Genomic DNA, 18,169 nt, shown 5'->3' with positions numbered 1-18,169 from the left:
AAGATTGCCGAAACCCTGACCCATGGTCGGGGTTTTTTTATTTAAAAGCGATACCCAAGGCCTAGAACAAAGTTTATACCGGGAGCACTTATTCCCGAAGAATAGGAGCGGTATCGTTGGTCGGTCAGGTTTTCCAAGTTTAGGGAAGCCTTTAAGGCATCGGATACGGAAAACTGAGAACGAAAATTTAAAGTATACCAAGAAGGTGAAAACGGATTTCCGTCGGAATCCGTTGCATAGATATAGGCTTTATTACGTTCAGATGGAGCGAGGTCTTCAAAGGCAATTTCTCCATTGTAGTTTAAAAAAAGATCTGTACGCAATCTTTGGTTTTTCCAAATAACATGAAAATCGCCGAATGTTGGTGCCACATGCCGGGCGGGTGAATCCGTGCCATCCTCTTCTTCTTCTATCCCTTCTGTTATTGTGAGATTTGATATGATGGACCAATGGTCCGACAAAAATGCCTCGAGACCCAATTCAAATCCATAAACATAGGCCTTGGCCGCGTTCTGTATTGCCTGTACATTGCTTAGTTCCCCGTTATAGGTTATCTGGGATTGTCCATTAAATTGATAATCCCTTCGCACCAAGGCATCTACTAGATAAGTATAAAAAGCGGCTCCTTTTAGAACTACCTTATCATCAAAATTCTTTTGTATACCAAGTTCGGTATTGTATGCATACTCCGGTTCCAGATCAGGATTAGGAACTACCACAGATCCAGGTTCGGAATCAAATACTTTTCCAACGTCATCAATATTGGGGGCCCTAAAACCTGTTGATCCGTTCCAGGTTATCTGTAGATTGGCCCTCGGAAACCAACTAAAGCCCAGACTTCCAGTAAGGGCGCCGGTACTTAAATCCGCCGTATCAAAAGGAAATGGGTAAAAGGTCTTGTCAAAAACCGCATCTACCCATACATGGCTATATCGTAGTCCAGAGAGCAAGGTGAAATTTGGTTTGGCCTTGTACTCCCCGTTGATATATGCCGCAGCGGTCTGCCAAGTAGATCCATCCGGATAGCGGGAGGCCGCATTGGATAGTGTATTCGTCTCAATATTCCTTTGGCTGCCATTGGAATTCACTTTATTAAAGATATATCCTGCACCATAATAAAGCCTGAGGTCTCCAATTTTCTTGTTCTCAAAATCGATATTAGCCGATATTGCGTCTACCCTTTCCTTTGTTGTGAATCGAATGGGTTCTCCAAAGTCCCTATTATTTCTACTTTCCTCAAAACGCTGGTATGCAGCGGTTATTTTTAGTCCATCATAGAACTTATTTTGTCCTTTTTTGTCGATTTGCAAATTCCCCATAAACCACTTCTGTGGGCCATAGAACCATTCTGCCGATTGAAATTCGTTTCCATCGTTTCCTGGACGTATCAAACGATCATATCTGGCGTAATCCGAGGTTTCCGAATAATGAAGCCCTAAGTTGTAGTCCCATATTTTGTTGGGCCTGAAGGCAATTTTCTGCATCAGGTTAATCTGATTATACCCGGTCGGTATCTGTTCCCTGGGATTTTGATTGGCGACTACCCCATCCTCACCATTACGCGTAGTTACGTAACTCCGCCTTAAATAAGAATCTGGGCCGTGGGACCCCATTTGTAAATTTCCAAAATCATTAAAGGAAGTACTTGTTAAGAAGGCCCACTTCTGTTTTCCAAAAGTTATGTCCGCATGCAAGGTATTTTCCAAATTGGCGGAAGAAAATCGGTAGTAGGCATTCCCCGAAAGAGAAGTACTGTCCGATTCCCCAAAAACCGGTTTCTTGGTATAAAAGTTCATGACCCCCCCTATGGCATCGCTACCATAAATCACCGATCCAGGACCAAATAGCACCTCCGTATTTTTTATGTTGAACGGATCAATTGAAATTATGTTCTGAATATTGCCCCCCCTAAAAATGGCGTTGTTCATTCGTACCCCATCAACGGAGAGCAATAATCTATTGGTTGCAAAGCCCCGTATCATTGGACTACCCCCGCCCAACTGACTTTTCTGCACAAAAACTTTTCCACTGTTCTGTAAGAGATCCGCTGAAGTTTGTGGATTTACTTGCGCAACTTGTCTAGAATTTATGGAGACTATTTTTTGGGGAACGTCCTTTCTCTGCTGTTCCCATTTGGAAATGGACATCACCACTTCGTCCAATTGCTCCGCCCTAATGGTTAGGTAAACTTTCCCTCCTCGTCTTAAAATTTGTGCCTTGGTAACCTTCCTAACCTCATAGCTTAAATGTTTAAAGGTGATACGCTCGTGCCGATCAAAAATAGTAAGGTCGCACTTCCCGTTATTGTCGGACAGCGCGGTCTTTGACTTGTCCAAGTTATAAACAGCGACATTCAGAACAGGTTCCCTAGTATCCATATCCAAAATGCTAATTTCTTGAGCGGATATAAAATAGGACAGCAAAAAACCACATATGAAGGTTATTCTTTGCATACTAGCGGAATACTTCATTTAGAACGGCAAGCGATTTGGGCCTTCGAAACCCCTGCAAATGTAATTCATAATACAGGACAAGGGATTTTAGGAGTTCTTGTCGGTCGATCTTGTTCATTTTAATCGTATGTATCCCATCAAAATTTATGCCCAAAAACTGTTTGAAGTACTCCAAATTTTTGTCCGTCAAATTAGGGTGAAGCGATGGCATTTTTGTAAACTCCCCTTCCAGAAGATCAAAATAAGCCTCATGCGCATAAGATGTGTCAGGATAGAAGCCTAAATATTTCGTCAAATCCAATAAAAAAAATAGATGAAAGTTGAAGATTTCTTGATGCGTATCCAACCATTGCATAGAAGCTTCCAAAAAATGAAAAAGTCCTTTATTAGGTTCTTCCTCATAAATACTGTTTCCCAGCATTTCCGCTAAAAAAAGGGTCATGGAATTCTTGGAAATATCCGTATGTAATGTTTGGTATGGGTAATAAACCTTGGCTTCTCGAATGCTTTCCAAGGTTCCTTTGTTCTTATGGTTGGCCACCAATTCCAATTGGGTCAAAGGCTGAAAATAGGCCGATTTCAATTTCCCTTTTCTGGAGGCAAGCACTCCTTTTAGCAAATAGGATTTTAACCCATCTGACAAGGTATATGCTCTGACAATCAAGCTAGTATCTCCATACTTAATGGAAGATAAAACTATGGCTTTGGTGGTTACTTGCATCGGTTTTGGTTAGCTAACGGTAAAGATAATCGGAAAAAAAATGAAGTTCGATAAATATATAAGACCTGTCAGGTTTTTGGAAACCTGACAGGTCTTATTTCGATTTCGAACATCTAGCCGGGTACCTTAAATCACACCCTGGGCCAACATGGCATCGGCAACTTTTACAAAACCGGCAATATTTGCTCCTTTTACATAGTTACAATAACCGTCCGCTTCTATGCCATGCTCAATACAGGAATCATGGATGTCCTTCATTATCCCTTTTAATCTTTCGTCCACCTCTTCCCTTGTCCAACTGATACGTAGGGAGTTTTGGGACATTTCCAATCCTGAAGTTGCCACGCCACCAGCGTTGGAGGCCTTACCAGGTGCAAATAGGATTTTGGCATCCTGAAAGGTATGTACAGCATCCAATGTGGAAGGCATATTAGCCCCTTCTGCTACACAAATACACCCATTTTTAATCAAAGTTGTGGCATCTTCCCCGTTAAGCTCATTTTGCGTGGCACAGGGCAATGCAATATCGCAGGGCACTTCCCAAGGTGTTTTCCCTTTGTGATATTCAGCAGATGGATATTGGTCCACATATTCGGAAATTCTTCCCCGTTTGTTATTCTTCAAGTCCATTACAAAGGCTAACTTCTCCTCATCTATGCCTTTCTTGTCATAGATGTATCCTCCAGAATCCGAAAGCGTAACCACTTTGCCTCCAAGCTGTAATGTTTTTTCCGCAGCATATTGGGCCACGTTTCCAGAGCCGGAAATGACCACCGTCTTCCCATCAATATCATCATTTTTAGTCAGCAACATATCCTGCGCAAAATACACGGTTCCGTAACCTGTTGCCTCAGGACGTATTTTTGATCCTCCCCAAGAGAGCCCCTTTCCGGTCAACACTCCGGTAAACTCGTTTTGAATTCTTTTGTACATCCCAAAAAGAAATCCAATTTCCCGGGCACCCACACCAATGTCCCCGGCAGGGATATCCGTGAACGGGCCAATATGCCTAAAGAGCTCCGCCATAAAGGCATGGCAAAACCGCATAACCTCATCATCCGATTTGCCTTTGGGGTCAAAATCAGAGCCTCCTTTTCCACCTCCCATGGGCAAGGTGGTAAGACTATTTTTAAAGACTTGTTCAAAAGCCAAAAACTTTAGAATACTGGCATTTACCGTAGGATGAAAACGAAGTCCACCTTTATATGGCCCGATGGCCGAATTCATTTGTATGCGGTATCCTCGGTTAACATGTATTTCCCCATCATCGTCCACCCAAGCAACCCGAAAAGAAATCAAACGCTCAGGTTCTACCATACGCAACAAAATATTCTTTCCGTTATATATCTCGTTATCCGCAATATATGGAATAACCGTATCGGCAACTTCCTGTACTGCTTGTAAGAATTCCGGCTCATGACCATTCCGGGATCTTACCTCGTCCATAAAGGCTTTTATTTTTTCTTGCATATATTTATTTGTTCACAGATTATTGATGAAAATAAAATTACGGGGCGAAATTATGATATTTCAATAATTTATACCCTCTTTTTTCTAAAATTTGATAATTTTTTTACCTCATATTGCTTTCTTGTTAACTTTCCCACTCTCCATGGAGTGCACAAAATATGGGTATGCTATATCCTTTTAAAGGAGAAATTAGTCACCTTCCTATTTACGAGAAAAAAGGGCGGTACTAGACTATAGCTTGTTGCAAATCCGTAATCAAATCGTCTACATCCTCAATACCTACACTTAACCTGATCAAAGCATCCACAACTCCGCTTTTCTCCCGTTCTTCCTTGGGAATACTGGCATGGGTCATACTTGCAGGGTGACCGGCCAAACTTTCCACCCCTCCCAACGATTCGGCCAATGTAAAGACTTGAAGTCTTTCCACTATCTTAATGGCATCGGCATAATTGCTTCCTTTGGTCACAAAGGAGACCATTCCGCCAAAATCCTTCATCTGATTCTTGGCAATTTCGTGGTTGGGATGATCCACAAAACCAGGCCAATACACTTTTTCAATTTTGGGATGATCCTTTAAAAATTCTGCAATCGCCCTACCATTCTCACAATGGCGTTGCATACGTACATGTAAGGTCTTTATCCCCCTAAGTACCAAAAAGCTATCCATGGGCCCACAAACGGCACCACTGGCATTTTGAAGAAAATAGAGCTTATCCGCCAATTCCTTTTCCTTGACCACTAATGCGCCTACCACAACATCACTATGACCTCCCAAGTATTTAGTTGCCGAGTGCATAACGATATCTGCACCGAGATCTAGGGGTTGTTGTAAATAAGGTGTAGCGAAAGTATTGTCTACGGCTAGCAAAAGATCATGTTTTTTGGCCAAAAGGGAAACCGCTTTGATATCAATAACATTCATCATTGGGTTGGTCGGGGTCTCCACCCAGATAAGCTTCGTCTTATCGTTGATGTATTGTTCGATTGCGTTGGCATCTTGCATCCCTATAAAATGAAACGTAATACCGTATTTTTCAAAAACTTGCTTGAACAAACGGTAACTTCCCCCATAGAGGTCATTTGTGGAAACTACCTCATCCCCCGGGCTCAATAATTTAATGACGGCATCCATAGCCGATAGGCCACTTGCAAAGGCCAATCCATATTTTCCATTTTCTATACTGGCCAAGGAATTCTCCAATGCGGTCCGGGTAGGGTTGGCGCTACGGGAATATTCATAGCCTTGATGTCCTCCCGGAGTGGTCTGCGCATAGGTTGAGGTTTGATATATAGGAGGCATTACGGCGCCATAGGCCTTGTCGGGTTCCTGCCCTCCATGAATGGTCTTACTATTGAACTTTAATTTTTTTTCGCTCATATTATATAATTATCGGTGCAAATGTATCGTTATCTTTGGAAGCATACAATTACACCCCAAACATTGAAACGATAACATTACATGAGACCTATATTTAGCTTTATCTGCCTATTTGTATTGCTTGTAAGTTGTAAAAATCAGGATAAACTAACATTTGAACCCTTTATTTTACATGGCGATGCATGTGCGGACTGCCCCGAAGTATCCGTTTCTTACCCAAAGGCATTGGAAAATACCAAATTGGCATCAACCATCAATACGGCATTGGAAGAGGAAACCATTTCCATTCTAAATTTTGATGAGGACATAGCGGCATCTACTCCGGAAGAGGCCATCAAATCCTTTAAAAATGGCTACCTGGAGCTTAAAAGACTCTATTCCGATGAAACCATAGGTTGGGAAGCCAAAATCGAGGGGAAGGTGATTTATGAAGATAATGCCCTTTTAACCGTGGAACTTGATTCTTACATATTCACGGGAGGTGCCCACGGTTATAGCTCAAAACAGTTCTTAAATTTTGATAAAACTAAAGGGAAAGAGCTTGAAAACCGGCAGCTTTTTATAAATCAAGATGAATTTGAACGTTTCGCGGAAATCAAATTTAGGGAGCAGGAAAAAATTCCTATGGACAAACCCATTAACCATACTGGTTTCATGTTCGAGAAGGATTCCTTCTACCTTCCGGAAAACATTGGCTTCACAGAGAAAGGCATACAACTACGTTACAATCCATATGAAGTTGCCTCATATGCAGATGGCCCGTTGGAATTGACCCTTCCCTATGAGGAGGTAAAAAAATTCTTGGCTAGAAGAGGCAAGTCCTAAATTAATTTACCAGAACTTTTCGCAATGAAAGGATAGCACCCAGGTGCAGTCCTTCATGAAAGACATTAAAGGCAACAGCATCGGCCACTTCCCTTAAGGTTACTTTTGCGCTAGTGGTATATTCGTTAAACTCTTTAAAGGTTCCTTTGTTAAAGTCCTCTTCGGTCCGCTCTATTGTGGAGACCAAAAAGGAGGCTATCGCTTTAATTTCTTCGTCCGTCGCGGTACCGTCAGGTATGGTTCCTTTTCTGAATTTATCCACGAGTCCCTGTGGAACAAGCATGGGCATTTTGCTTAAGTTATATACCAATAATTGTTGGGTGACGGTTACGTGGGCAATGTTCCACCAAATGTTGTTTCGATAACCCTTTGGAATCTTTAACAAGATGTCCTTTGGTGTATTTTCCAAAATGTTGAGGAGGTTTTTTCGGTTTTGCAAGGTAATATTGAATAGTTTCTCCAAAATATGAGCTTTTAAATTAATTTAAAAAATTAACATATCTATTATTCTAGATATGTAAATATGTTATATATTTGCCCTATGGACATCGTCGAAATTAGTAAAGTATTATCAAACGAGACCCGGGTGAACATCTTAAAATGGTTAAAAGATCCAGAATCGAATTTTCCACCGCACCAGGATATCGATCATTTTGACGATGGTGTTTGCGTTGGTTTCATTCAGGACAAAACAGGATTATCACAATCCACCATCTCAACGTATCTCACCGCGATGCAAAATGCGGATTTAATTATCCCTACGAGACATGGGAAATGGACCTATTACAGAAGAAATGAAAAAGTGATCGAAGCCTATATCAACACTTTAAGTAAAGAACTTTAATATTTTTTTAGAACTTCAAATCGATAATTAGCGAAATATAAATATGTTAACCCTTGGCAAACAACGACATGAGAAATAAACTGGAATGTACACTCTCCGATTACGACTATTATTCGGAGAAAAAAAGTGATAAAACAATTCGCCTTATTAAAAACTGGCTATCATCAATAACCATTGACGGAGCCTTAGAAATGTCCAAAACAAAATAACTATGAAAACAATAGGATTAATCGGGGGTATGAGTTGGGAATCCTCCAAGATATATTATGAGTATACCAATTCGATTGTCAAGGAACGTCTAGGAGGTTCCCATTCGGCAAAGAGCATTATGACCTCTGTTGATTTTTCGGAAATCGAAGAGCTTACCTTTCAGGGAAACTGGAACAAAATCGGTGATCTTATGGCCAATCATGCCGTTAAGTTGGAGAAGGCCGGTGCGGACATGACCTTACTTTGTACCAATACCATCCATTTGGTGAGCGACCGTATAACCCAGTCTACGGCTATCCCTTTTTTACATATTGCCGATGCTGCCGGAGAGGCCATCCAGGCCGCGGGCCTAAAAAAGGTGGCCTTGTTAGGCACAAAGTTTACCATGGAAAAGGATTTCTATACCAAGATTTTACAAGATAAATACCATTTAGAGGTAATCATCCCATCTGAAGAGGAAAGGCAAACTGTCCATAGCATTATTTACGATGAGCTGGTCAAGGGGAAATTTGCCGAGGCCTCAAAGCAGGTTTGTATCCAAATCATTGAAAACCTTATCACAAAGGGAGCAGAAGGTGTTATCCTAGGCTGTACAGAATTACCTTTGTTGATTTCGGAATCGGACGTGGCTATCCCAACATTCAATACAACCCTAATCCATGCACAAAAAGCAGTGGATTTTGCGTTGGCGAATTCCTAGATTACTATTGGAAGGTATAGACTATCTTATTAGAAATTGGTTTCTTTGCAATCTATTGGACTTATAAGGTCAATTTGGATTTCTTTCAGCTTGATCTATCCATCGGACAGAGGTTCAAATCTATCATTTGTAAATCAAAAATGTATTCCATGCGGAAAATATACCACCTAAGCACATGCACTACCTGCCAACGTATTCTCAAAGAGTTGGAACCCTTGGACGGAGTAGGGTTACAGGACATAAAAACGGAGTCCATAACTCCTGCACAATTGGAAGAAATGCATAAGCTATCCAGTAGCTATGAGGCTTTGTTTAGCCGTAGGGCCATGCTTTTTCGCCAGCGCAATCTTGGGGAGAAAAACCTGACCGAAAACGACTATAGGGATTTAATTTTGGATCATTACACTTTTTTGAAGCGTCCAGTGATTTTGATTGATGACCAAATCTTTATTGGAAACAGCAAAAAGGTGGTCGAGGCTGCCAAAGGAGCTTTACACTCTTGACCAAGCGAACTCTCGCCATATTAGCCGCCGTAGGCGCCACAACTATCTATGGCCTTAACCATACCATTGCCAAGGGAGCAATGCCCCACTATATACAACCTTTTGCCTTCATTATGTTCCGTGTTGTAGGGGCGGCCATCTTGTTTTGGGTAATTTCAGTTTTTGGCCCTAAGGAAAAAATAGAAAAAAAAGATTATCTACGAATGTTGGTCTGCGCTATTCTGGGAATGGGCGTAAATATGTTGGTCTTTTTTAAGGGGCTCGCCCTATCAACACCAATCAACAGTGCTGTTTTAATCACGATTACACCCATAATTGTTTTAATATTATCGGCTTTGCTCATCAAGGAAAAAATCCTCCCTCAAAAAGTTTTGGGTATTGCCATTGGTCTTCTTGGTGCTCTGGGACTCATCGTATTTGGCTCCGAGATTCGGCAGGATGCGCCCAATATTCCTTTGGGCAACTTTTTAATTTTTATGAACTCGGTTTTCTATGGCTCCTATCTCATTGTGGCAAAAATATTGATCGCCAAATACCATCCATTTACATTTATGAAATGGCTCTTTACGCTTGGAATCCTTATTTGTCTGCCTTTCGGGTATACCGAAGTCACCGAAATCGATTGGGCCAACTTGCCTTTTGATGCAATCTGGCGCATGGCCTTTGTAGTGGTAGGAACCACTTTCTGCACCTATCTTTTTAATATTTTTGCGCTGACACAATTAAAGGCCTCTACCTTGAGTGCCTTTGTATATGTACAACCGCTTATTGGAATTCTATATGCTGTGGCTACAGGAAAAGACAGTTTAACGACCTTGAAAATAGCCGCGGCCTGTTTGGTTCTTTTAGGTGTCTATTTGGCCAGTAGAAAACCCAAGCCCCGTTTGAATTAACGGTTTTGCTTTCCTATCCTAATTTCGCCCAACCACAAAATTTTTACAGTCTGTAAATTTCCTTTCGTACCAATTGCATCAAATCCATATGCCTTTCTTCGTGCATCAGCTTTCGATATTTTTTGCGGTCGAGTTTATCAACCAGATTCCAAATGGCCAAGTTCATTTCAGCATGTTCAGTAAAAAACCCGATCATATCAAAAATACGTGGGGAGGCATCCGCGGTAAAATATTTATCATACCCATACTCCTTAGCGTAGAATAGGAATTCTACAGTATGAAGAAAATTTCGGGAACCTGAAATCAGATCCCAATCAAAGTTAAAATCGTTGTCATTCGTATGGAGGTAGTAATCCGTTCCCGTTTCCTCGCAGAGTGCGATTACTTGGGCCGGATTTTCCTTGGCCAATAAGGCATGGCCAAAATCAACGGTTACTCCTGTGGCTTTGTTGCCTACATCCTTTAAGAATAGGATGGTCTTGGCACAATTATCCAATTGGGCATGCACCCTAGTCTCATTGATTTTATATTCAATAAACAAAGGGATTTCCGGAAGGTAGTCGGCGGCTTCTACAACAGCGTCTACCATATTTCGCCAAGCCTTGGGATAGTCTACCTGAAATAGATTGTCATATCCATCGGACAAGGGACAACAAGTTACCAAAGGCGCGCCAACCGCCTTGGCATAGTTCTTTGCTTCCTTTATAATTTCTATGGCACCTTTTCGTAAATCGGAATCGGGTCTTGAAAGGGCCCCAGGCACCCATTGGGTCTCCTTTTTAATATTGGCATTCACCGCGGCGAAACTCAAGCCCCTATCGCTGAACATTTTCTTTGTAGATTCTGCTTCTTCCGTTTCGTAGGGATACACGATTTCAACTCCGTCCACCCCCGGGATTTTAACCACAAGGTCCAAACGTTCTTCTAAAGAGGTAGGTTCTTGATATTCTGAAAATCGGTCTTGGGTACGGCCCAAAAAAGCTGTTATGATACTTTGCTTCATTTGTGTTGTTTTATAAATGCTTCCCCGTTTGAGCAATTATGATATTCAGGGAGAGCGCAGTTTAAATATATAGTTTACTATTCCTCTATTTTCGTTTCTCTAATAATATTAGGGTCGGTAAACTGATCTAGAAGGTCAGTTACCTTTGTTGAAAACGAGTACATAACCGCCCCTCGTTTTCCTGCCTGAAACCAATGTTTGGTCCCGGGGGGCAATATTAATTGATCCCCTGGGCCAATGGCTATCTCATGGCGCATGGTGTAGCATTTTTCCTTTCCCTCCACAATGAAACCTTCCTTCATATTGTCTTCCCCGGGAATGTAAAAGGTAAGGTCTCCCCAAATACCACGAATAACCTCTTCTTTACCAGGGTCATTGCCTACGGGTGGATGCCAATGTTCGGGTTCTGTCTGGTAAGGAAGCAACACTAGAATCTTTGCTGCCATTCGATCCGTATCAAAAAGGGTAAGGATTTGTACGCCTTCTGTCTTAATTTGGTTTAGGCCAAAATCTGCAGCAGTGATATTCATTTTATCCGTTTCCGTTAAGTATATCCCGGCTGCCTGAATCATCTCCAGGGACTTTTGGCACACATCCTCAAAATCTTTTCTTGTAATCATTGATATTCAGCTTTTACTTGGATAGCAACCCTTTATTAATTTTACTCGGCCCCAATAAATCCCATTGGTTTCCATACAAATCTTCAAATACGGCCACTGTACCATACTCTTCCTCCTTAGGTGGTCTAAGGAATTTTATATTCCGGTCCACCATTTTGTTATAGTCTCTCCAAAAGTCATCCGTAAACAGAAAAAGAAAAACCCTGCCTCCAGCTTGGTTCCCGATACTTTTCCTTTGTTCCTCATTTGCCGCTTTGGCCAATAAAAGGCAGCTCTCCTTTGCACCGGGCGGAGCGACCAAAACCCATCTTTTCTCTTCACTTAGGATAGTATCCTCGAGAAGGATGAAATCCAGTTTTTTGGTGTAAAACGCTATGGCTTCATCATAGTCCTTGACGACCAAGGCAATATGTGCGATTTTTTGTTTCACTTTAGTTTATTAGACCTCCTTATATTTTCTTGGCACGCAATTAATATCCAAATTTTATTAAGAATTTGAAGTGGCAGTTATTTGTAATGGCCGTTGTGGTTTTACCTTCATCCACAAAACTATCGCCAACAGGTTGAGCCCGGCAGCTAGATAGAAAAAAGGGACTTCGGAACCTGTTAGTTCCAATAGATAGGGGAATGCCAAAGCGGTTAAAAACGACCCGATATTTCCCGCCATATTCATAGTACCGCTTACCGCTCCCGAGAATTGTTTTCCAACGTCTACACAAGCTGACCAGGAGGGACTTAAGGTCATATCCGCACCAAAAACTGCAATAGAAATGAGTATTATGGCCGGTGTAACCTCATCCATATACACACTGGCAACTATACCTATGGATGCCAATAAGAACCCAATGATAGCCGGAACCTTTCGAGATAGGGCCCAGCGTTTTTTTTTGTAGATAAAGTCTACCAAAAATCCGGAAAACCAATTTCCAAGGGCTCCAAAAATCAGGGGTGCTGAGGCGTAGAATCCCGCTTCCAGCGCATCCAATCCATATTTTGCCTTTATGTGTGGAAACAACCATGTTAGACAGAAAAAGAAAGTAAAATTACTTGCAAAATACTGTCCCATTAACTGCCACATGGTTTTGGAGCGGAACAGCTTTCCAAAATCAATTGTAACCTTCTCCTCTTCTGCAGTATTCCTATTTGTATGCGCACGAATATAGCTTACTTCGGAAGCGGACATCCCCTTGTGATCTTCCGGGTTATCCCTAAACCAAAGGTACCATACGATGCCCCACAAAATACCAATGGCACCCAACAATACAAAGGTTAAGCGCCATCCGACCAAATCCATCAACCAGGCCACCATAGGCAAGGCAAAAGCGGCCCCAATACGTCCTCCTGAAAAATTAATGCCATTTACGATTCCACGCTCCGATAGGGGAATCCAACTATAAATGGCACGGGCCATACCGGGAAAGGCCCCAGCTTCACCTGCTCCAAAAAGGAAACGAACGATCAATAAGGTAAGGTAGTTCCAGACAGCCCCGGTCAAGGCCGTAAAAATCGACCATAAGGCCACTACTGCGGTCAATATTTTTCTAGGACCATACTTATCCGCGAACAATCCTGCCGGGGTCTGAAACAAGGCATACCCCAGCGCAAAAATACTCATGGCCCACCCCATTTGTTTGTCGCTCAATTGAAGGGATTCGGCTACCGGGTCCTTGGCCACGGAGAGCAATATACGGTCGAACAACACAATCATGGCCAACAGAAAAGTACCGAAAACCATTTTATACCGGGTAGGAAACAGCGTTCTATTTCCCATTTTCCAGTTTTTTAAGAATAAGTTGCTTTGATTTTTCCAGGTGGTCTTTTATCAGATTTTCGGCCAGGTCGGCATCGCGGTAGCGGATGGCCGAAACAATATCCAAATGCTCTTCCAAGGTCTCCTGAGGCGGGCGCACCAAGCCGATCATGTCAATACAAACCAAGAGATTCCCCTTCTGGAACAGGTTGTATAAAAAATCATTTCCAGAGTTTTTTATTAGGGAATTATGGAATTCACTATCTGCCTTTTGATAGGCTTGGGCATTGATTTCCCCTTTCTCGAAGGGTAACAACAAACTTCGTAACCGGTCTATTTCAGGTTGGGCGGCCCTATGCGTAAACAGTCTGGTTGCCGTGCTTTCCAAGGCTATGCGACAATCATAGATTTCAATAATTTCAGCATTGCTAAATTCTCTGACGATGACCCCTCTTCGCGGAATGGATTTGATCAATGATTCGGCTTCAAGCATCTGTAAGGCAGAACGCAAAGGAGTTCTACTGATGCCCAATTTATCCGCCAACTGCTCCTGGACTATTTTTTGACCCGGCAACAGTTTTTTGGAGACAATCATCTTTTTGACCTTCTTGTAGGCCTGTTTGCTCAATTCATCCGCAGTAATACGCATGTTTCAAAAATACTAAATTTTGTATACGGTATACAAAATTTCAATTACTATTTCTATAAAATCACATTTTACATGGAAGCACAAATAGGCCAAAAGCAGTTTATTTTTAGATGTCACCGTGGAATAAATCCAACTGTCCGTTGTTTTTTGGTTTGGCAAACCCATAGATGCTTCTTCCCCCATATTTATAGGATTCCTCTTTTTCCTTTCTGACCAAAGCATCAAAATTTGCATTCGGATGAAAACCCTTTTCTGCCTTTTGTGCCAAATCCGTGAGTTTATGAATGGCCTTGATTTTATCCGTATTGCCAATTTTTGCCTGTTGGACGGCATCCTTCAAACCGGCGATAGTTTCATCGTATACTTTGGTGGGAACGGGAAACGGTGTGGCATCCTTGCCTCCATGCGCAAAAGCAAAACGTGCAGGGTCTGAAAATCGCCATGGCGTTCCGTGTATAACCTCGCTTACCAAGGTTAATGATTGCAAGGTGCGGGGGCCGAGCCCTTTGAGCAACAAAAGCTCCTCAAACGTTTTTGTTTCGTTCTCTTGGGCCAGCCATAGGATGCTGCCTAAACGTTTTAGGTCTACATCCTTTGCTTTCATTTCATGATAAACCGGCACCAAAAGATGTGGCAATTCCTTCAATATCCTATCTGGGTGCTCTTTGGAAATATTCATAATGGAACCTCGGGTAGCCTTGGCCTCCTTATGCACCAAGTTTAGAATAGAACCCTGATTTTCACCACATACCGCCGTATGCGGTTCCTCCACAAAAGAGTTCAGATTTCCGGAATGCCAATGATACCTGCGCGCCATGTCGTTTGAGTTGTGCATCCCTTGCTGGATTACAGACCATTTACCAGTATCGTTCACCACAAAATTATGCAGGTAAAGATTGAACCCATCCTGTAAGGCCGTATTGTCTACCTTGGCACTTAATTTACTACATTGAGCCAAATGGTCACTGTCAAGTCCGGTCTTATAACCTACTTCAAGAAGTTCTGTTGGGGTTTGGAGGGACTTCTTCCCCTTTCCACCGCATATATAGATTCCCAATTCCTTTGAAACGGGATTAATTGCCTGTTTCAATGCGCGCATTACGGCCGTGGTGACCCCGGAGGAGTTCCAATCCATTCCAATGACCGTTCCAAAACTCTGAAACCAAAAAGGGTTCGCCAACCGCTCTAGAAAATCATCTTTCCCGTTTTGGATAATAATGGCCTCGACAAGCGGCAAGGTTAGCTGTTTCATTCTGCTAAAGAGCCAAGGAGGTATGGCTCCTCCATGCAATGCCAAATCTGCCGTACCCGAGCGCTGCATCATGGTTTTGGAATATAGCCAAATATATGGAATTTTTCCAATATTTAATCAGCGCTGAAGAATAATTAAATATCTTTGGGCACCTTGGCAAATTTTCGAGTATCCTCTTTTGTTAGCATTTGAAAGCTCTTTGGTTTTTCTGCTGAATTAAACACTTGAAGCAAATCCCTGGGAAGACCGATCAGTTTCCGGGTCTCCAAGCTCATCCATGCTCCCATCATCTCGCAATGGGCCACATTTCTTCCTTTGGCATCATAAAAATTATGATGGAATTCAAAGAATTTTCCATCCTCGCTTATACCCATTACCTCTAATGAAACCCGTATAGGTTTTCCGGGAAACACTTCCTTAAAATAATACATGTGCTCATAAAAAACGACCGGACCGATTTGATGTTTCGCCATCATCCTTTGGTCAAAACCCAGTTCCAAGAGATAACTCATACGGGTATGGCTCATAAAATTGATATAGGCACTGTTGGCCAAGTGCCTATTGGCATCAACATCGCTCCAACGAACTTCAAATTCCTTTACGTACATTTTTTCAACCTTTTGTTATGCATGCATAAAAGTTTCAAAAATACGCTCTTTTAGAAAAAGAAAAACACCGATTAAGATAACTTTACCGTTCTGCCTGTTTTGGCTGATTCGTTGATGGCCTCCACAATAATGATATCTTTCATACCATCCTCTCCGGGCACCAGTACGTTGGTGTTGTTTAAGATAGCCAGAGCATCGTCGTCCATCTGTTTTGCTTGCTGGTTTTCAATATAGGTATCCAAAAGCGTCCCGTTACTGGCCTTACCTTTTACTCCCCTATAGGATTGAAAAGGTTGCAGTTCATACCATCCCTTTTCACAATCGATCCGAAGAATATTAATACTTTGGGCAGCCGTGGTCTTCCCTTTGGCCTTGATTCCTGACGGAAAATCGATTTCAAAAATACTCGTCTCCGGAACTTCCTTATAAACCTCCGGGCGGGTATTCTCGTGATGTCCATTTACGGAAATAGGTTCTAGTCCCGTGGTATAGCGCATGGCATTTATCACATAGACACCAACATCATAGAGTAGGCCCCCTCCCAACTCGGCATCCATACGCCAATTATTTGGGGGATTAACAATATTGAATCCTACTTCAGCCTTTACTTTTTCAATATTTCCGAATGGTTTGGTTTTGGCCCATTGTATGAGTTGTTGTGTATTGGGTTCGTGCTGCATGCGATACCCAATTGATAGCTTTACCTTATTCTTGGCACAGGCATCCATAATCGATTGACATTCCGATGCCGTCTTGGCCATAGGTTTTTCGCACCAGACGTGCTTTCCCGTGTTAGCAGCTTTTATCGCATATTCGGCATGTAGCCCAGTAGGTAGAACAATATAGATAACGTCAATATCCGGATTATCAGCAATGCCGTCCATGTTTTGATAATTGTACACATTCTTATCGGGGATATCATAGCGCTCCTGCCAGACCGGAACTTTTTCGGGACTCCCTGTAACAATCCCCGTGAGTTGGCAATGCTCGGTAAGTTGTAAGGCCGGGGCCAGTATCGTTGTACTATAATTTCCAAGGCCTACTAGACATACCCCCAGTTTTTCCTTTGTGCGATTTAGCGTAAAGGCGTATTGCGGTAATATCCCGACTCCTCCGAGAAATAACCCTGATTTTTTTAGAAATTCCCTTCTCTTTTGCATTTTCTGAAATTCTTGGGTGCCCTCTAAATTTAATCACATACATGGGAACACCTTCTGCTTTTTACACAACTTTATGAGTTTCTTAGGCCTCCTTTGCATATGAGCGGAATTGAGCGTAGCTTTAAGGGCATAGCTAAAACTCTTGCCTCATGTCGTTAAAACCTGATTTTGTCCATAGCCTTTCCCTTCCTGCCATAGCAGCCCCAATGTTCTTAATCTCAGGACCTAAACTGGTCATTGAGTGCTGCAAAAATGGTATTGTTGGCACTTTTCCTGCGCTCAACCAACGTACCAGCGAAGGCTTCGAGGAATGGCTATTGGAAATAAAATCGGAACTCCAAAAGTTCGAAAAAGAAACAGGCAAGAAACCTGCCCCTTTTGGAGTGAATCTTATTGTACACCCTACCAATCCCAGATTGGAGGCCGATCTAAAACTCTGTGTGAAGCATAAGGTCCCTTTGATCATTACGTCATTGGGGGCCGTTAGTCAAGTTGTGGATGCCGTGCATAGTTACGGCGGGCTGGTGTTCCATGATATCATTAAAAAAAGACATGGGGAAAAGGCCGCACAAGCTGGTGTTGACGGGCTCATATTGGTAGCGGCGGGTGCCGGAGGGCATGCGGGCACTATAAACCCCATGACGCTAGTGGCCGAAATAAAGGCATTTTATCACGGGACTATTATTCTCTCTGGCTGCATTAGTAGCGGAAGGGATATTGCTTCTGCCCTACAAATGGGAGCGGACTTGGCCTATATGGGTACCCGGTTTATTAATACCCAAGAAAGTGAGGCCCCGGAAGCGTATCGAAAAATGATCATTGAAGCGGGGGCCAGTGATGTGGTCTATACCGCAGCCATTTCCGGAGTACACGCTAATTTTTTGGGAGCTAGTTTAAAGGCCGCCGGTTTAAGCGATGCCGATCTAAAAAAGGATACTAAAATAGATTTCGGAAAGGAATTGGATACAGAGGCAAAGGCCTGGAAAACCATATGGTCCGCTGGACAAGGTGCTGCCACCGTAAACAACTCGCCACCAGTATCGGAATTGGTAGACGCCTTAAAATTGGAATTTAAATCGGCAATCGAGGAACAAATTAAGGTTTTGGAAACCTATCCGAAATAAATT

Annotated in this window: 19 protein-coding genes; 6 read left to right on the top strand and 13 right to left on the bottom strand. The window is 42.4% G+C overall.

The features are described from left to right. Positions 1 to 41: 41 nt before the first annotated feature. From D7Z94_RS04340 to D7Z94_RS04320, 4 genes are all read right to left on the bottom strand, one after another. Positions 42 to 2,471: a TonB-dependent receptor gene (locus D7Z94_RS04340; protein ID WP_120710283.1), complete on the bottom strand. Its 2,430-nt coding sequence runs from the start codon at positions 2,469 to 2,471 to the stop codon at positions 42 to 44. Then, positions 2,455 to 3,174, bottom strand: coding sequence for a DNA repair protein RecO (gene recO / locus D7Z94_RS04335; RefSeq protein ID WP_120710282.1), 720 nt, complete (start codon positions 3,172 to 3,174; stop codon positions 2,455 to 2,457). Before recO ends, D7Z94_RS04340 begins: the two co-directional genes overlap by 17 nt. Positions 3,175 to 3,300: 126 nt before the next feature. Next, positions 3,301 to 4,644 carry an NADP-specific glutamate dehydrogenase gene (gene gdhA, locus D7Z94_RS04330; RefSeq protein ID WP_120710281.1) on the bottom strand — a complete coding sequence of 448 codons (1,344 nt, stop codon included), beginning with the start codon at positions 4,642 to 4,644 and terminating at the stop codon, positions 3,301 to 3,303. Between the two features lie 226 nt (positions 4,645 to 4,870). Continuing rightward, positions 4,871 to 6,025, bottom strand: a complete 1,155-nt coding sequence (locus D7Z94_RS04320) for a cystathionine gamma-synthase (protein ID WP_120710279.1) — start codon at positions 6,023 to 6,025, stop codon at positions 4,871 to 4,873. Positions 6,026 to 6,106: 81 nt separating this feature from the next. Between D7Z94_RS04320 and D7Z94_RS04315 the strand changes: the two genes are divergently transcribed. Next, positions 6,107 to 6,850: a DUF3298 and DUF4163 domain-containing protein gene (locus tag D7Z94_RS04315; RefSeq protein ID WP_120710278.1), complete on the top strand. Its 744-nt coding sequence runs from the start codon at positions 6,107 to 6,109 to the stop codon at positions 6,848 to 6,850. 1 nt (position 6,851) lies between these two features. Here the strand turns inward: D7Z94_RS04315 and D7Z94_RS04310 are convergent, their stop codons facing one another. Further along, complete coding sequence (locus D7Z94_RS04310; RefSeq protein WP_120710277.1) at positions 6,852 to 7,313, bottom strand: DinB family protein; 462 nt, start codon at positions 7,311 to 7,313, stop codon at positions 6,852 to 6,854. A 60-nt stretch (positions 7,314 to 7,373) separates the two neighbouring features. Here D7Z94_RS04310 and D7Z94_RS04305 point away from each other — a divergent pair, with 60 nt between their 5' ends. The 4 genes from D7Z94_RS04305 to D7Z94_RS04290 all read left to right on the top strand — a co-directional run bounded on the left by D7Z94_RS04305 (position 7,374) and on the right by D7Z94_RS04290 (position 10,000). Then, entirely contained in the window at positions 7,374 to 7,694 is a 321-nt protein-coding gene (locus D7Z94_RS04305; RefSeq protein ID WP_317125761.1) for an ArsR/SmtB family transcription factor, read from the top strand. A 211-nt stretch (positions 7,695 to 7,905) separates the two neighbouring features. Next, positions 7,906 to 8,604: an aspartate/glutamate racemase family protein gene (locus tag D7Z94_RS04300; protein WP_120710275.1), complete on the top strand. Its 699-nt coding sequence runs from the start codon at positions 7,906 to 7,908 to the stop codon at positions 8,602 to 8,604. 149 nt (positions 8,605 to 8,753) lie between these two features. Then, complete coding sequence (locus D7Z94_RS04295; RefSeq protein WP_120710862.1) at positions 8,754 to 9,107, top strand: arsenate reductase family protein; 354 nt, start codon at positions 8,754 to 8,756, stop codon at positions 9,105 to 9,107. Then, entirely contained in the window at positions 9,104 to 10,000 is an 897-nt protein-coding gene (locus D7Z94_RS04290; protein ID WP_120710274.1) for a DMT family transporter, read from the top strand. The genes D7Z94_RS04295 and D7Z94_RS04290 overlap by 4 nt, the downstream gene beginning before the upstream one ends. A gap of 43 nt (positions 10,001 to 10,043) precedes the next feature. Here the strand turns inward: D7Z94_RS04290 and D7Z94_RS04285 are convergent, their stop codons facing one another. The 8 genes from D7Z94_RS04285 to D7Z94_RS04250 all read right to left on the bottom strand — a co-directional run bounded on the left by D7Z94_RS04285 (position 10,044) and on the right by D7Z94_RS04250 (position 17,042). Then, on the bottom strand, positions 10,044 to 11,003 hold the full coding sequence (locus D7Z94_RS04285) for a sugar phosphate isomerase/epimerase family protein (RefSeq protein ID WP_120710273.1): 960 nt from the start codon (positions 11,001 to 11,003) through the stop codon (positions 10,044 to 10,046). Between the two features lie 77 nt (positions 11,004 to 11,080). Then, the gene (locus D7Z94_RS04280) at positions 11,081 to 11,623 is read right to left on the bottom strand and encodes a cupin domain-containing protein (protein WP_147415825.1); all 543 of its coding nucleotides are present in this window, start codon (positions 11,621 to 11,623) and stop codon (positions 11,081 to 11,083) included. Positions 11,624 to 11,636: 13 nt separating this feature from the next. Continuing rightward, the gene (locus D7Z94_RS04275) at positions 11,637 to 12,053 is read right to left on the bottom strand and encodes a VOC family protein (protein WP_120710271.1); all 417 of its coding nucleotides are present in this window, start codon (positions 12,051 to 12,053) and stop codon (positions 11,637 to 11,639) included. A gap of 57 nt (positions 12,054 to 12,110) precedes the next feature. After that, positions 12,111 to 13,394, bottom strand: a complete 1,284-nt coding sequence (locus D7Z94_RS04270; protein ID WP_120710270.1) for an MFS transporter — start codon at positions 13,392 to 13,394, stop codon at positions 12,111 to 12,113. After that, positions 13,384 to 14,022, bottom strand: a complete 639-nt coding sequence (locus tag D7Z94_RS04265; RefSeq protein ID WP_120710269.1) for a GntR family transcriptional regulator — start codon at positions 14,020 to 14,022, stop codon at positions 13,384 to 13,386. Before D7Z94_RS04265 ends, D7Z94_RS04270 begins: the two co-directional genes overlap by 11 nt. Before the next feature lie 106 nt (positions 14,023 to 14,128). Further along, positions 14,129 to 15,346, bottom strand: coding sequence for a DUF763 domain-containing protein (locus D7Z94_RS04260; RefSeq protein ID WP_245967131.1), 1,218 nt, complete (start codon positions 15,344 to 15,346; stop codon positions 14,129 to 14,131). A gap of 62 nt (positions 15,347 to 15,408) precedes the next feature. Then, a complete protein-coding gene (locus tag D7Z94_RS04255; protein WP_120710267.1) occupies positions 15,409 to 15,882 on the bottom strand; it encodes an acyl-CoA thioesterase in 474 nt (157 codons plus the stop codon). A gap of 71 nt (positions 15,883 to 15,953) precedes the next feature. Continuing rightward, complete coding sequence (locus D7Z94_RS04250; protein WP_120710266.1) at positions 15,954 to 17,042, bottom strand: Gfo/Idh/MocA family protein; 1,089 nt, start codon at positions 17,040 to 17,042, stop codon at positions 15,954 to 15,956. A 149-nt stretch (positions 17,043 to 17,191) separates the two neighbouring features. On the opposite strand from D7Z94_RS04250, the gene D7Z94_RS04245 reads away from it, so the two are divergent. After that, a complete protein-coding gene (locus D7Z94_RS04245) occupies positions 17,192 to 18,166 on the top strand; it encodes an NAD(P)H-dependent flavin oxidoreductase (RefSeq protein ID WP_120710265.1) in 975 nt (324 codons plus the stop codon). Positions 18,167 to 18,169: the final 3 nt, after the last annotated feature.

It is taken from the genome of Ulvibacterium marinum, from assembly GCF_003626755.1.
GTDB lineage: Bacteria > Bacteroidota > Bacteroidia > Flavobacteriales > Flavobacteriaceae > Ulvibacterium > Ulvibacterium marinum.
Note: the sequence above shows the minus strand (reverse complement) of the source record. Positions and strands in the feature narration are given on the sequence as shown.